The following is a 14,413-nucleotide window of genomic DNA, read 5'->3' on the forward strand; positions in this document are numbered from 1 at the left end:
TGTGAGCCTCCGAATCGCCCTGCACCTGGTGGGTCGAAAGGGTCATCAGTAAGGGTAAGTAGCAAAATATCCATCTTCGATAATTCTTAGTTATCAGCTATTTCTAACTAAAATAATATATGTTTTTCATATGGATATACCCTATGGATGTAGAAGTAACCCTACACGAATTACTGCCGCCGCCCGTTCACCACGCGCTCAAGCGTGTTGGCTTTCTCCAAGGTGGAGCGCAGGCTGTTATCGCTGACCTGTGTGTAAATCTGGGTGGTGGCAATACTGGCGTGTCCCAGCAATTTCTGAACGAAACGAATATCGACGCCCGCCTCAATAAGTTGAGTTGCGGCAGTATGGCGTATCATATGTGGTGTCACTGGGCGCGAGGTGTTGGCACGCTTAGCTAAGGCCCCAAGGTGGCGGCGCAAATGCTGAGGAGACCAGGCCACTCCTTTCGCCCCAATAAGCAGGCGATCGCTGGTTGAATTGATCTCTCCTCGGCGCTTCAGATAAACCTTCAAAAGTGCCTTAGCATCCTTACCAGACAAAAAGACATGGCGTTCTCGATTGCCCTTCCCATGCACAAGCAAGCCTGCCGTTCCAACGGAGAGGTCATCAACACGCAGGCTGGTCAATTCTCCCACGCGTAACCCACTCACAAACATGATGACGATCGCGAAGTGTAAGGTCAGGGCGGCAAAGTCCCCTGTTTCCATTTCCCAGCTAGAGCGGACCAGCAGTTTACGCATGTCTTCTGTCGGCAATGCTCGCGGCAACCGGTGGGGCAGGCGGACTGTGACGTCTAAGCGGTGAAAGGGGCTGATCTCTACCAATTCTTCACGTTCCAGCCACTTAAACAGCTGTTTTAAGGTGGCAACCCGGCGTTTCACGGTGGTTTCTGCGAATCCTTCTTCTCGCAACATGTGGCCGATGTAGCTTCTCAAGGCATCGCGTGACGTAGTCTCAACCTGTGCCGTCTCGCCGAGGCGCTTCATCGCATGGGCAAGATCAATTCTGTAGGCTCTGAGGGTGTGATGGGAAAGTGTCTTGGAGATATAGCAGTAATCGAGGAAGCGTTCGACCGCTTCCCGAAACGATAAAGGCATTGATTCATCTCCAAAAACGAAGGGTCTCGTTATTAGAAGTACAACGCTGCATTTTGCAACACGGTGGGGCTGATTTTCTTCGTATAAGAACGATTTGGAGATGCTTCAGGAGAGAATGCCGGCAGGAGGATCAGAAAAACGCACACCTCGGCCTGACACCCAGCTTCTCCAGCACCATCGCTAGCGGGTAAAAGCCGCCTGGATCATGTTCAGACCGACAGAGGTCGTCAGGTGCAGCAGCCATGTCTGGCCGAGCAGAATATAGGTGGTTAGGATGATACTCTTGATCCTGACGTCCTGACCTTGAGCAATATAGATGCTGTGCTTGCTCTCGCGGCGGACGGATATCTGTTCACCCTTGCTCCGGTGGCTGACCAGATGGCACAGGATCATTCGCCGGTTCTCGTCAGGCAAATCTTTTCGGCTGTTGCTCACTCACCAACCGCGTTCAGGCTTTTGCTCGCGGCTTTCAGCAAAGGAGTGATGTCGTCTTTCAGCCAGTTGATCAGCGCGTGGGTTCGTGCAGGCATCAGGTGGGCATGGGGGTAGACAATGCTGATGGGACGCTGGGGAGGCTCGAAATCCTCGAGAACGGGGAGCAGGCGCCCGGCCTTGATGTGGTCGGCAATCTGGTAGGAAAAGAACATGCCGAATCCTGCTCCGGCCAGGCAGGCATCGATGGCACAGACCACATGGCTGAATTCCAGATTGCCCTGGACGGGCAGGCTGATGGTCTGCCCCTGATCGTCAAAGCTCCACCAGCTTTGCGCCGCAGCGGAAAAGGCAATGCACGAAGCCCCCAGGAGATGGCGAGGATGGGCAGGGGGGCCGACCTGCGCCAGATACTCCGGCGAGGCGACCACCACCCTGCGTACTTTCCCGATTTGTTGGGCAATCAGGGAGGAGTCTTCCAGCAGGCCGATGCGGATACCCAGATCAATCCGCTCTTCCAGCAGGTTCCGCATATGGTCGGACAGGGATACCGTACAGCGGACTTTGGGATATCGCCGGGCAAAGCGGGTCACGGCCGGGGCAACATACATTTGACCAAACAGCACCGGGGCGGTGATGACAATTGGCCCATGCAGGTCTTGTCCTTCATCACGCAAAGATATCTCGGCTTCTTCCACCGCCTGTAGCAGGTCGCGGCAACTTTCCAGGTATCGGCGACCTTCGTCCGTCAAGGCAATCCGGCGTGTACTGCGGTTGATCAAGCGGACGCCGAGCTTTTCTTCCAGGTTCGCCAACACGCGGACAACGGTGGGCAAAGACATGTTTTCTGCCCGTGCAGCGGCGCTTAGGCCACCGTGATCGGCGATGGCGACGAAGGTAGCCATGGCTTTGAGCTTGTCCACGGGCGATTACTCCATTTTTTGAAGTGATGATGTTCTTTTTATGTATCTATGAACATTTATGGCAATAATACACACTGCAAACCAAGGGGACAATGAACGAAACAGGGATACTCGGAATGGAAAACATTAGCGCTCCCATCAAATTTTATCGTTTTGAAAAATCAGGGCATAGCCACAAAGTGCAGCTCTTTCTGTCCTTATTGGGGCTGCCGACAGAAAATATTGACGTGGATTTGCTCGGTGGTGAGCAACGGACCCCGGCTTTTTTGAAAATGAATCCCTTTGGGACTGTGCCGGTCATTCAGGATGGCGCGGTGACCGTTGCGGACTCCCACGCCATTCTCGTCTATCTGGCGCTGACCTACGCCGACGAGACGTGGTACCCGCGTGATCCGCAACAGGCGGCTCAGGTGCAGCGGTGGCTTTCGGTGTCGGCGGGGATGCTGGCTTTCGGGCCATGTGCAGCCCGGCTCATTACCGTTTTTGGTGTGGAGTTCAACCCGCAAGAGGTGATCGCGCGGGCGCATGCCTTGTTGTCCGTGATGGAGCGGGAGGTGTCAGAACGCCCGTTCCTGACCGGTGATGTGCCGACCATTGCCGACGTGGCCAACTACGCCTATGTCGCCCACGCCCCGGAGGGGAATGTCTCGCTGGCAGACTATCCGCATGTGCGGGCCTGGCTGGCCCGCATCGAAGCTTTGCCGGGCTTTGTCCCAATGCCCGGAACCGCCATCGGCCTGGTGGCCTAAGGCAATGGAAGACGCTCTGTTTCACCAGGGGGAATTGACGTTACAAGACCGCGTGGGGTCACGAGAGCGTCTTTCGATGGCTGCGGCAAAACTGATCCGCCCGGCGTTAAGCGAAAAGCATCAGGCTTTCTTTTCCGCCCTGCCGTGGGTTTTGCTGGCGGGGCAGGATCCGACAGGCCGCTTGTGGGCCAGTCTACGGTATGGAGAGCCGGGGTTTATCCGCGTTCTGGCCCCTGATGTGGTGCAAATCCGCGGTCAGGCCCTGACTGACGATCCACTTGCCGGGGCATGGCGGCCGGGGCAGGCGGTGGCGATGCTGGGGCTGGCGGCCCATATTCAGCGGCGAAACCGGGTGAACGGCGTTATCCTGGAGGTGAACGACGAAGGGATTACCCTGTCCGTCCAGCAATCCTATGGGAATTGCCCAAAATATATCACGCCCCGCCTCATTTCCTTGCTGCCGTTGAGCGAACCGCAGCAAAGCTGGCCGGTCGAGACAGGGCAGAGCCTGAGCGCAACAGCGCGGGCACTGATCCAGACTGCTGACACGCTGTTTATTGCTTCGGCCCATCCGGGGGAAGCGTCGGCGTCGCGTCGCGCTCAGGGGGCAGATATCTCTCATCGCGGAGGAGACGCGGGATTTGTTGGTATTCAGTCCGATGGCAGACTTGTCCTGCCCGATTACAGCGGCAACCAGTACTTTAATACTCTGGGGAATATCCTGCTAAATCCGCAGGTTGGCTTGCTGTTGATCGACACGGCAGCTGCCCGTCCCTTATGGATCCGTGCCGAGGCCCACCTTTGCGATGATCCCGGGGCCGTCGCCAAATTCCCCAGAGCCGAACGGTTGTTGATCCTGTCGGTGACAGAGTGGCGCCTCGCGCACTCTGCGTTGCCGTTGTGCTGGCAGCCTGCGCCGCAAGATGGGTGCGAATCCCTTTCCCATGCTGGTTGAAAAGGCTGAAACAACAGCCAGACCAGCGTGCCTGCGTCGGATTTAATGCACGCTGGTCTAATCTTTTGTTCTGTCGCATTTTTTTGCGAAAACCGCTTCCCACTTTTCGCACAATGCTCGATCCAGGACTTTTTGAATAAATAACAGCACGTTGGCCTATGCCGGGGAAACCGGAACACGCCCAGGGGAGGTTACATGAGCGTCAAACTGGTTGTTTTGACCCTGCTGTCGTTGCTGGTATTTGCCGGAAACTTCATTCGTGCAGCTCCGATTGCCCTGGCGCTGTTTGCGGTGATGTTTACCGTCTCTACGCCGTCGCTGGATGGCCTGGGGGTGGTTTATGGTCTGCTCTCCGGGGGGATTACCTCGGGGTTGGGGTATATTTTGTGGTACGCAGCCCTGAAGGAACTCAACGTCACCCATGCGGCAACCGTGCAGTTGAGTGTTCCGGTGATAACGGCCTTTGGCGGGGCACTGTTCCTGGGCGAAGCCATTACGCAGGTTCTGGCCATCGCCTCGGTGGCAATTGTCGTCGGGATTGCTTTGGTGGTGCTGGTCAAAAAGAAGCCCGTTCCCGCTCCCGCACCGGAGGTTGAGGAGGGCGATGAAAGTGCCGGGGATGCCCTGTTGGTTGAGGCTGGCCCTGCCCTGGCTGGCGAGACATCCGAGCGGTAAAGGGCTCCTGCCCCTGCGTCATTGCTGTTGGGTACCGTGATAACCCTTTCACGGTACCCGGCGCGCACAGCCCTCAAATCACGAAAACGCACATCCCGGCTTGGCCCCCAGCTTCTTCAGCACCATCGCCAGCGGGCAAAAGCCGGTGAAGGCCGCCTGGGTCATGTTCAGGCCGACAAAGGCGGTCAGGTACAACGGCCATCTCTGATCCAGCAGGACATGGGCGGTCAGGGTGGCGAGGATCATCACCCCGGCAAAGGCCAGCACAATACGGTCAATGGTCATGGGAAGAGTCTCCGGGGTCTATGGGGTCTACGGGGCAAAACAGGTGGGCGAGGGTGCTGATCATGGCTTTCACAGCCTGCCCCTGCACGGCATAGATGCTGTGCTGGCCGTCGCGGCGGACCGATACCAGCCCGTCCTTGCGCAGACGGGCCAGGTTTTGCGACAGCGCCGCCTGCCGCAGGCCGAGGGTGGCTTCCAGCTCGGAGACGGACTGCGGGCGGTGGAGCAGATGGCACAGGATCATCAGCCGGTGCTCGTTGGCCAGCGATTGCAGCAGGGCGGCAGCCTCGCGGGCTTTGCTGTGGAAGGATTCGACATTCATAGTTGCTAAATTAGTTTAAATGAATATCTTGGTCAAGAGAGTGTTGTACCTCCTGTGCCAAGGATGCCGTCCTGATGATGCCCCCGTTTGTCTTCTCCCGCTGCTCTGCGGCCGCTGTGCTGCTGGCGTTGATGGCCCTGGCGGTGCCTGCCCATGCCGCCGAGCCGCCGCTGACCATCCGCCTGGAAACGGTCACTGACCGCAAGGCGGTGTTCGGCACCGTCGAGGCCGCCGATGTGCAGCAGGCCCGCGCCCGCATTGGCGGTACGGTGGCGGCGCGGCTGGTGGACGAGGGCGACCGGGTCAGCGACGGGCAGGTGGTGGCGATGATCGGCGACCCCAAGCTGGCGCTGAAGCTGCAATCGGCCCGCGCCGGTATCCAGTCGCTGCAGGCCGAGCGCGCTCAGGCGGCGACGGAACTGGAGCGGACGCAGACGTTGTTTGCGCAAGGGGTGGTGGCCAAGGCCCGGCTGGATACGGCGCGGACGGCGGTTGACGTGCTGGACCGCACCATTGCGGCGCAGGTGGCGGAAAGCCGGGTGGTGGAGCAGCAAAGCGCCGAAGGGGCAATCAAGGCTCCGGGGGCCGGGCGGGTGCTGGAAGTGCTGGTGACGCCGGGAGCGGTGGTGATGGCTGGCGAGCCGGTGGCGACCATTGCCACCGGCGCCTATGTGCTGCGGATCGAGGTTCCCGAGCGCCACGCCCGCTTCATCAAGGTGGGTGACCCGGTGCAGGTCGGGCCGCGCGGGCTGGATGCGGCGCTGGAACCGCAACAGGGGACGCACCGGCAGGGAACGGTGCGGAAAGTCTACCCACGCCTTGGCAATGGCCGGGTGCAGGCGGATATCAGCGTTGACGGGCTGGGGGATTATTTCGTCGGGGAACGGACGCTGGTGTGGGTTGGCACCGGTGAACGGTCGGTGATCCTGTTGCCGCCGGAGTTTCTGCGGCTGCGTTCGGGCGTGACCTTTGCCACCCTCGCCTCCGGGGCCGAAGTGGTGGTGCAGCCGGGGCAGACCATGCCGCAGGCGGATGGCAGCCTGCGCACGGAAATCCTGTCAGGGCTAAATGCCGGGGATCAGGTGATCCGGCCCGTGCTGACGCAGGGGGCCGGACAATGAAACTCGGTCTGTCGGGAACCCTGACCAAAACCTTTCTGCACAGCCCGCTGACGCCGTTGCTGTTGCTGGCGGCGGTGCTGGTGGGGATCATTGCGCTGATCCAGATCCCGCGCGAAGAAGAACCGCAGATTTCGGTGCCGATGGTGGACATCATGGTCAACGCCAACGGCCTGAAGGCTGACGATGCGGTTGAGCTGGTGGCCAAGCCGCTGGAAACGATCATCAAGGGGATTGATGATGTCGAGCACATCTATTCCCAGACGATTGACGATGGTGTGACTGTTACGGCGCGGTTCAAGGTGGGGACCGACAAGGATATTGCCCTGTTACGCGTCCATGAAACCATCCGCGCCAACATCCGCCAGATTCCGATCGGCATCCCCGAGCCGCTGATTGTCGGGCGGGGCATCAATGATGTGCCGATTGTGGTGCTGACGCTGGCCCCCGCTGCGACGGAGGCCGCCCGCTGGGATGACAACGGCCTGCGGGCGGTGGCCAGTGAACTGCTGTCCGAGCTGATCAAGGTCGATGATGTGGGCCTCAGCTTTCTGGTCGGCGGGCGCAGCGATCAAATCCGTGTGGAGCCTGACCCGGAACGGCTGTCGCAGTATGGCGTCACCCTCAATCAACTGAGCGAAAAGATCGAAAATGCCAACCGGGCCTTTTCGCTCGGGCAGGTGCGGGATCAGGGCCGGGCGACGCCGCTGATGGTCGGCAACACCCTGCAGGGACCGGCAGACATCGGCATGTTGCTGCTGACCACTCAGGATGGCCGACCAGTCTATGTCAAGGATGTGGCGCGGGTGATCGTCGGGGCGGCCCCGGCGACGCATCGGGCGTGGCAGATGACCCGCAGCGGCGACAGCCTGTCGGCGGTTCCGGCAGTGTCGATTGCGCTGGCCAAGCGCAAGGGAGCCAACGCGGTGACGGTATCCGAAGAGATCCTGTCGCGGCTGGAGGCGGTCAAGGGGCGGGTGGTGCCGTCGGACGTGACGGTCACGGTGACCCGCAACTATGGCGAAACGGCGCTGGAGAAATCCAACGAGCTGCTGTTCCATCTGGCGCTGGCAACGGTTTCCATTGTGGTGCTGATCACCCTGGCGATTGGCTGGCGGGCGGGGGTGGTGGTGGCGGTGGTGATCCCGACCACCATTCTGCTGACCCTGTTTGCCGCCCATCTGATGGGCTATACCATCAATCGCGTCAGCCTGTTTGCGCTGATTTTCTCGATTGGCATTCTGGTGGATGATGCGATTGTGGTGGTGGAAAACATCGCCCGCCACTGGGCGATGCCCGATGATCGCAGCCGTCTGCAAAAGGCTATCGAAGGCGTGGCAGAGGTCGGCAATCCGACCATCGTCGCCACCCTGACCATCGTGGCGGCGCTGTTGCCGATGATGTTCGTCTCCGGGCTGATGGGGCCGTACATGAGCCCGATTCCGGCCAATGCCTCGGCGGCGATGATCTTTTCGTTCTTTGTAGCGGTGATCATCACCCCGTGGCTGCTGTTCCACATTGCGGGCAAGCACGGCGTCCATGCCGAGGGCGAGGGCCGGATGGGGGCCTTTTACCGCCGTCTGGCGCAGCCGTTGTTGCAGGGGCGGCGCCGGTCAAAACGGTTTTTGCTGCTGGTGACGGTGGCAACGGTGGCGGTGTGCGGCCTGTTTTACAGCAAAAGCGTCACCGTCAAGCTGTTGCCGTTCGACAACAAATCGGAATTTCAGGTGATTGCCGACCTGCCGGAAGGCAGCACGCTGGAGGACACCGACCGGGTGTTACAGGCCGCAGCGCAACGGCTGGCGGCCTTGCCCGAATTGCGCGACGTACAGGCCTATGCCGGGACGGCGGGGCCGTTCAACTTCAACGGGCTGGTACGGCATTACTATCTGCGCGCCAATCCCGAGATGGGCGACTTGCAGGTCAACCTGCTGCCCAAGGGCGAGCGGTCGCGCAGCAGTCATGCGATTGCCCTGCAGGCGCGGGCGTTGCTGGCCGATCTGCCGATGCCCGGCGGAACCTCGTTGAAAGTGGTGGAGGTTCCGCCGGGGCCGCCAGTGCAGGCAACCTTGCTGGCCGAAGTCTATGGCCCGACCCCTGCCGCCCGCCGCGAGGCCGCCCAGCAGGTGAAGGCTGCCTTTCAGGCGGTGCCGTTCGTGGTGGATGTCGATGACTTCGCCGGGCAAAGCACCCGCCGCCTGCGGGTGGCGATTGACCAGCAGGCGCTGGAATTCCATGGCGTCGAGGAACAGGCGGTCTACGACACCCTGTCGGCCCTGCTGGGCGGGGTGTCGGTCGGCTATTCCCATCGCACCCTGCCGGCGGCGGCGGTTGGCAGTGGCGGTGGGCTGGACCCGATTGAAATCGCCGTCGCCCTGCCGGACTCGGACAAGACCCTGACCGAACGCCTGCTGGCAACGCCGGTTGCCGGGCGCAGCGGGGTGGTCGAGTTGGGCGATGGGGTGACGGTGCTGGCGGAAAGCACCAGCCCGGTGGTCTATCGGCGGGATGGGCGCTTTGCCGAAATGATCATGGCTGATCTGGCCGGAGCCTATGAAGCGCCGATCTATGGCATGTTTGCGGTGGAACAACAGCTTGCGGACGCCCACACCAGCGCCAGCGTGCCGCTGAAGATTGCCTATCATGGTCAACCCGCCGACGAATCCACCCCCACGCTGTTGTGGGATGGCGAATGGGAAATCACCTATGTCACCTTCCGCGACATGGGGGCGGCGTTCGGGGTGGCGATTGTCGGTATCTACCTGCTGGTGGTGGCGCAGTTCGGCTCGTTCCGGCTGCCGCTGGTGATTCTGGTGCCAGTGCCACTGACCCTGATCGGCATCGTGCTGGGCCACTGGCTGTTTTCCGCTCCCTTTACCGCCACCTCGATGATTGGTTTCATCGCCTTGGCCGGGATCATCGTGCGCAATTCGATTCTGCTGGTCGATTTCATCCGCCATCTGCGCGCTGATGGCACCCGGTCATTGCGGCAGGCGCTGGTCGAGGCCGGGGCGATCCGCTTCAAGCCGATTTTCCTGACCGCAGTGGCGGCGATGATCGGGGCGGCGTTCATTCTGGCCGATCCGATTTTTCAGGGGTTGGCGATTTCACTGGTCTTCGGGCTGGCCAGCTCGACGGCCCTGACCCTGCTGGTGATCCCGGCGCTGTATGTCTGGTTGCGTGATGATGGCAAACCGTAAGGCCAGCGGGAAAACCGTGGCGCGCACAGGAGTGATGCAGTACCGTGCGCCGGTCTGTGACCTGCATATGGATCAAGCCCGATGAGCGCCCCTTCTGCCTCGCTGCAAGACGCGATTTTCGCCTTTCTGGCCCAGCCCTCCACCCATGGCGCCGTGGCGTCGGTCGAGCGGCTGGACACCCACATTTCGACCGTCTTTCTGGCCGGGGATCAGGTGGTGAAGGTCAAAAAGGCGGTGACCCTGCCGTTCCTTGACTTCGCGCCACTGTCTGCGCGTGAGGCGGCCTGCCGCAAGGAAGTCGAGCTGAACCGCCGTACTGCTCCCGACCTGTATCTGGGGGTCGAGCCGATCACCCGGCAGGCCGATGGCAGCTTTGCCCTTGGCGGTGGTGACGGCGAGGTGGTGGACTGGGCGATCCGCATGCGGCGCTTTGATCAGGACGGCCTGCTGAACAAAGTCGCCGGTCGTGGCGAACTGACCCGCAGCCTGATGCTCGATCTGGCCGAAGGCATCGCCGCCTTCCACGCTGGGGCCGAGCAGCGGACCGACTTTGGCGGGGCCGCTGCCCTGCGGGCGACCATCGACGGCAACGAAGCCTCGTTCAGCCGCTTTTATGGTTCGGTGTTTGAGTCGGCGCGGGTGTCGGCGCTGATGGAAGCCTCGCGCCAGCAGGTCGCCGCCCATGCCGGGCTGCTGGACCAGCGGCAGGCCCGTGGGATGGTGCGCCAGTGCCATGGCGACATGCATCTGGGCAACATCTGCCTGATCGACGGTGCGCCGATGCTGTTTGACTGCATCGAGTTCAACGACCATTTCGCCATTATTGACGTGTTCTATGATGTGGCGTTCCTGCTGATGGATCTGGACGCCAACGGCTATCGCGCCGAAGCCAGCATCCTGCTGAACGCCTATCTCGACCTGACCGGCGATTACGAGGCGCTGGCGGTGTTGCCGGTGATGCTGTCGATGCGGGCGCAGATTCGCTCGCACGTCAGCGCCGCCATTGCCGAACATGTCCCCGATCCGGCCCCGCTGCACGATGCTGCACGGGACTATCTGGCGCTGGCCGAACGCTATCTGGCAATGGTGCCTGCGACCCTGACCGCCGTCGGTGGCCTGTCCGGTTCGGGCAAAAGCCGGTGCGCGCGTGGGCTGGCACCACTGTTCTCCCATGGCGTTGGCGCGGTGGTTCTGCGCTCTGATGTCCTGCGCAAGCAACTGGCCGGGGTCAAGCCGACCGAGCGCCTGCCCGCCGATGCCTATGGCCCGGGCCGGTCGGAAGAAGTCTATCGCCGTCTGGCGGCGCTGGCCGGTGCGGTGCTGTCGATCGGGCAGCCGGTGATTGCCGATGCGGTGTTTGCCCGCCCGGCAGAACGGGAAGCCATCGAAGCCATCGCGCAGCAGGTTGGCGTGGCCTTTACCGGCCTGTGGCTGAGTGCCGACCCGGCGGTGGCCGCCGAGCGGATCACCAGCCGCAGCCGCAATGCGTCGGATGCGACGCCAGAGGTGTTGCAGGCGCAGTTGGGCTATGATCTGGGCGTGCTCAGCTGGACACAGCTTGACAGTTCCGGCCCAAAAAGCGACACCGATGCCGCTGCCCGTGCAGCGCTGGCCGACTGGATCCGTTAAGGGTCCGTTGGTGCCTGCCCCTGTGCGGGGACCTCGTTTTATTCGCAAATCTGTCGTGGCAGGATGAAAATACCTGCCACGCCTTTGCTTCAGACAAATGGACTGACCATGACTTCCTGCTCCTGCGGCTCGTCCCGCCCTTACGCCGAGTGCTGTGAACCGTTCATCTCGGGTGCCGCCAAGCCGGAAACCGCCGAACAGCTGATGCGCTCGCGCTATACCGCCTTTGCCGTGCAGTCGATTGACTATCTGCAACAGACCCTGACCCCGGACACTCAGGGTGACTTCGACCGTGGCCACGTCAGCGAATGGGCCGCCAACAGCGAATGGCTGGGCCTGAACGTGCTGAGCACCGAAGCCGGTGGCGCCGACGATGAAGAAGGCTGGGTGGAATTCGTCGCCCGCTTCAAGCTGGGGGCCCAGACCCACACCCACCACGAAACCGGCCATTTCCGCAAGCTGGATGGTCAGTGGTACTATGCAGACGGCATTTCCGGCCCGCGCACCGTGCGCAAGGGCCCGAAGATCGGCCGTAACGACCCCTGCACCTGCGGATCGGGCAAGAAGTACAAGAAGTGCTGCGGCGCTGCTGCCTGATTCCTGAGACTCTGATACTGCAACAGGAACAGCCCCGTGATCGTCGGTGATCACGGGGCTGTTTTTCTGTCGTCCGGTGATAGAGCAGCGTGCGTTAAATCAGACGCAGGCACGCCGCTCTAACCTTTTGTTTTGTCGCATTGTTCTTGCGAAAATCGGTTCCCGCTTTTCGCACAATGCTTTAGTCAAAGAAAAAACGGGTGTTACTGCGCCAACGGCATCACGACGCAGTATTTGTGCTGTTTGCGCATCTGGGTGCACTGGGCATACATGTCGGCCTGACTGAGGCCGACGGCATACAGGCGGACGAAGTCTTCCTTGGCCCCCTTCAGCGTCAGCTTGACCGGCACATAGCGCGGCGTCAGCGCGGCAAGGGCCGGGACTTCCTTTTTCAGCTCGGTCCAGCCTTCACGGGCCATGCCTTCGCCCTTGTACGATGCCAGATGCATCCCCAGCTTGCTGTCGGGGGTGGCGGTGGCCTTTTGGCCTTCGAGCGCGTCCTTGCCGACGTTGTTGTCCTTGCTGGCGGTTTCTGCCGGAGCCGGGGTGGGGACTGGGGCTGCGGCTGCCATGGCGATGGGGGTGGTGACCGGCACGGTCATCGGGGTCGCCGCTGCCGCCGGGATCAGGGAAACCAGAGTGCCATGGTGTTCAGCCAGCAGGACGCCCTTTGGCAAGGCAATGAAGGTGGCAAAGGGAACGGTGCCACAGCCGACGGACACGACCGTGACGCGCTCATTCTGTCCCGCCATCGGCTGGCGGGTCTGGACCGCCTCGCCAAAGGTGGTGGCGCGCATCACATAGGACGGCGTTTCGCAAATGCGACCGGCAACATCTTCGGCCCGGGTGTCATCCAGAAGGACCGGGCGACCGACCAATGCCTTGCGATCATCCGCCGACAGGCTGACCTGACCCGACGGGTGCACATCGGAAACCACCCAGCGACCGCTGAGGGGACCAGCAACGCCGGTTGCCGTTCCATGCGGACCTGTGGCGGTGGTCTGCGGTGGTTCCAATGCGGCGCAGGCGGTCAGGGCGACAGCCAGAGCGCAGGGGGCCAGCAGACGGGTCAGCAACGAGCGGGTAAGGGACGGGCGGCGGTCGGGCGCCACTGGTGCATTCGGACTCATGGCCTCCTGGCTCCTTTTCTGATCGACGCAAGAACGGGCTGGAAAAATCCTGAAAACCATCCCGCCACCCCCGATCAGCGCAATCAGGGATGGCGGGACGGAAACTGTTGTGCAGAGTAAGGTGTTTTGGCCCGGAGAGAGAAATGCTTTCGCGTCTCCCGGGCCAATTTTCCAAACCCCGAGCATGCTCTGTGCCCCGATGGTCACTGAACATGCTCGGGGTTTGAGTCTGTTCAAGCGCAAATGCGTCGTCGCAGATGTGCCATCTGCTCGGGATTTGAGTCTGTTCAAGCGCAAATGCGTCGTCGCAGATGGTCCATCTGCTCGGGATTTGAGTCTGTTCAAGCGCAAATGCGTCGTCGCAGATGTGCCATCTGCTCGGGATTTGAGTCTGTTCAAGCGCAAATGCGTCGTCGCAGATGTGCCATCTGCTCGGGATTTGCTGTACCAGATCGGGAAGTCAGATCAGAAATAATCGACCAGCAGCTTGCGCCGGTTCAGCGACTGTACCGGGCGGGCGTTCATCGGGAACAGGGTGGCAAAGGCCTTCAGCTGTTCGGGCGAGGCTTCGATGGCGTCCTGATAGACGATCCACGACACGATTTCCGAACAGGGCGGGGTGGTCAGCGAACCGGCATAGCGCCAGGTGACTTCGCGGGCGGGCAGGAAGGCCGCCGGATTGATGACGTCGGCGGTGGTGACCTTGTCTCCGGCCTTGGCGGGCATGACCGACCAGATCGGCGCCAGAGTCGCATTGGCAGCACCGGGCTGGAAAAAGACACCGATCACCGCCAGTTGGCCTGCGGCTGACTTGTGGACAAAGTGGACTTCCATCTCGCGGGTCATGCCGCTGACGGTGTGCTCCGAGGGGTGGTGAAAGTGGAACTGCACCAGCTGGTATTCGGTGCCATCGACCACCAGACTGCCGCCGTTGGCGATGTTGCACTGGATGGTATGGCCGTTGTTGACCACCTCCATGGTGGTGGCGCGCCAGCGGATGTCGAGGTCGCCGACCATCGCCGGAATGGCGCCGTTCAGATCAACCGGCGACTGTTCCTTGCCGATGGAACAGGCTCCATAGGCCGGATCGAGGCTGCCCCAATCGCCGGGACCGCCATGGCCTTCATAGCTCCAGTGCGGCGCATCCGCCGCCTGAGCGACACTGCTGCCGATACCAGCGCACACCGGGCAAGCCACGGTTGCCGCAATGCCACGCAAAAAAGTCCGCCGTTCCATCCCGTTTTCTCCCCTATACGTTGTTGGATTGGAGGGGATAATCATGCCGCAAAAAGACCTCA

At 61.3% G+C, this 14,413-nt stretch carries 14 protein-coding genes; 7 read left to right on the forward strand and 7 right to left on the reverse strand.

Annotated features, from left to right (window positions below; translation table 11 throughout):
- Positions 1-170 precede the first annotated feature (170 nt).
- The 3 genes from BW995_RS16930 to BW995_RS16940 all read right to left on the reverse strand — a co-directional run bounded on the left by BW995_RS16930 (position 171) and on the right by BW995_RS16940 (position 2,455).
- On the reverse strand, positions 171-1,100 hold the full coding sequence (locus BW995_RS16930) for a tyrosine-type recombinase/integrase (RefSeq protein WP_076401618.1): 930 nt from the start codon (positions 1,098-1,100) through the stop codon (positions 171-173).
- A 180-nt stretch (positions 1,101-1,280) separates the two neighbouring features.
- Entirely contained in the window at positions 1,281-1,535 is a 255-nt protein-coding gene (locus tag BW995_RS20845; RefSeq protein ID WP_175617112.1) for a hypothetical protein, read from the reverse strand.
- Complete coding sequence (locus BW995_RS16940; protein WP_076401620.1) at positions 1,532-2,455, reverse strand: LysR family transcriptional regulator; 924 nt, start codon at positions 2,453-2,455, stop codon at positions 1,532-1,534. Before BW995_RS16940 ends, BW995_RS20845 begins: the two co-directional genes overlap by 4 nt.
- Positions 2,456-2,571: 116 nt before the next feature.
- On the opposite strand from BW995_RS16940, the gene BW995_RS16945 reads away from it, so the two are divergent.
- The 3 genes from BW995_RS16945 (at position 2,572) to BW995_RS16955 (ending at position 4,834) form a co-directional block, all read left to right on the forward strand.
- Positions 2,572-3,204 carry a glutathione S-transferase family protein gene (locus tag BW995_RS16945; protein WP_139332982.1) on the forward strand — a complete coding sequence of 211 codons (633 nt, stop codon included), beginning with the start codon at positions 2,572-2,574 and terminating at the stop codon, positions 3,202-3,204.
- Between the two features lie 76 nt (positions 3,205-3,280).
- A complete protein-coding gene (locus tag BW995_RS16950) occupies positions 3,281-4,159 on the forward strand; it encodes a pyridoxamine 5'-phosphate oxidase family protein (RefSeq protein ID WP_175617113.1) in 879 nt (292 codons plus the stop codon).
- Positions 4,160-4,354: 195 nt separating this feature from the next.
- Complete coding sequence (locus tag BW995_RS16955) at positions 4,355-4,834, forward strand: DMT family transporter (RefSeq protein WP_076401622.1); 480 nt, start codon at positions 4,355-4,357, stop codon at positions 4,832-4,834.
- 78 nt (positions 4,835-4,912) lie between these two features.
- Here the strand turns inward: BW995_RS16955 and BW995_RS16960 are convergent, their stop codons facing one another.
- Both BW995_RS16960 and BW995_RS16965 read right to left on the reverse strand, forming a co-directional pair.
- A complete protein-coding gene (locus BW995_RS16960) occupies positions 4,913-5,119 on the reverse strand; it encodes a YgaP family membrane protein (RefSeq protein WP_076401623.1) in 207 nt (68 codons plus the stop codon).
- A complete protein-coding gene (locus tag BW995_RS16965) occupies positions 5,109-5,441 on the reverse strand; it encodes an ArsR/SmtB family transcription factor (RefSeq protein ID WP_076401624.1) in 333 nt (110 codons plus the stop codon). The genes BW995_RS16960 and BW995_RS16965 overlap by 11 nt, the downstream gene beginning before the upstream one ends.
- 74 nt (positions 5,442-5,515) lie before the next feature.
- Between BW995_RS16965 and BW995_RS16970 the strand changes: the two genes are divergently transcribed.
- The 4 genes from BW995_RS16970 (at position 5,516) to BW995_RS16985 (ending at position 11,985) form a co-directional block, all read left to right on the forward strand.
- Positions 5,516-6,562, forward strand: a complete 1,047-nt coding sequence (locus BW995_RS16970) for an efflux RND transporter periplasmic adaptor subunit (protein ID WP_245821516.1) — start codon at positions 5,516-5,518, stop codon at positions 6,560-6,562.
- A complete protein-coding gene (locus BW995_RS16975) occupies positions 6,559-9,759 on the forward strand; it encodes an efflux RND transporter permease subunit (RefSeq protein ID WP_076401625.1) in 3,201 nt (1,066 codons plus the stop codon). The genes BW995_RS16970 and BW995_RS16975 overlap by 4 nt, the downstream gene beginning before the upstream one ends.
- Positions 9,760-9,840: 81 nt before the next feature.
- Entirely contained in the window at positions 9,841-11,388 is a 1,548-nt protein-coding gene (locus tag BW995_RS16980; RefSeq protein WP_076401626.1) for a bifunctional aminoglycoside phosphotransferase/ATP-binding protein, read from the forward strand.
- Between the two features lie 108 nt (positions 11,389-11,496).
- Entirely contained in the window at positions 11,497-11,985 is a 489-nt protein-coding gene (locus BW995_RS16985) for a YchJ family protein (RefSeq protein WP_076401627.1), read from the forward strand.
- A 203-nt stretch (positions 11,986-12,188) separates the two neighbouring features.
- On the opposite strand, the gene BW995_RS20850 is transcribed toward BW995_RS16985, so the two are convergent.
- Both BW995_RS20850 and BW995_RS16995 read right to left on the reverse strand, forming a co-directional pair.
- The gene (locus BW995_RS20850; protein WP_076401628.1) at positions 12,189-13,115 is read right to left on the reverse strand and encodes a hypothetical protein; all 927 of its coding nucleotides are present in this window, start codon (positions 13,113-13,115) and stop codon (positions 12,189-12,191) included.
- A 465-nt stretch (positions 13,116-13,580) separates the two neighbouring features.
- Positions 13,581-14,351, reverse strand: coding sequence for a carbonic anhydrase (locus BW995_RS16995; protein WP_076401629.1), 771 nt, complete (start codon positions 14,349-14,351; stop codon positions 13,581-13,583).
- Between the last annotated feature and the right edge of the window lie 62 nt (positions 14,352-14,413).

The organism is Insolitispirillum peregrinum (assembly GCF_900156605.1).
Lineage (GTDB): Bacteria > Pseudomonadota > Alphaproteobacteria > Rhodospirillales > Rhodospirillaceae > Insolitispirillum > Insolitispirillum peregrinum.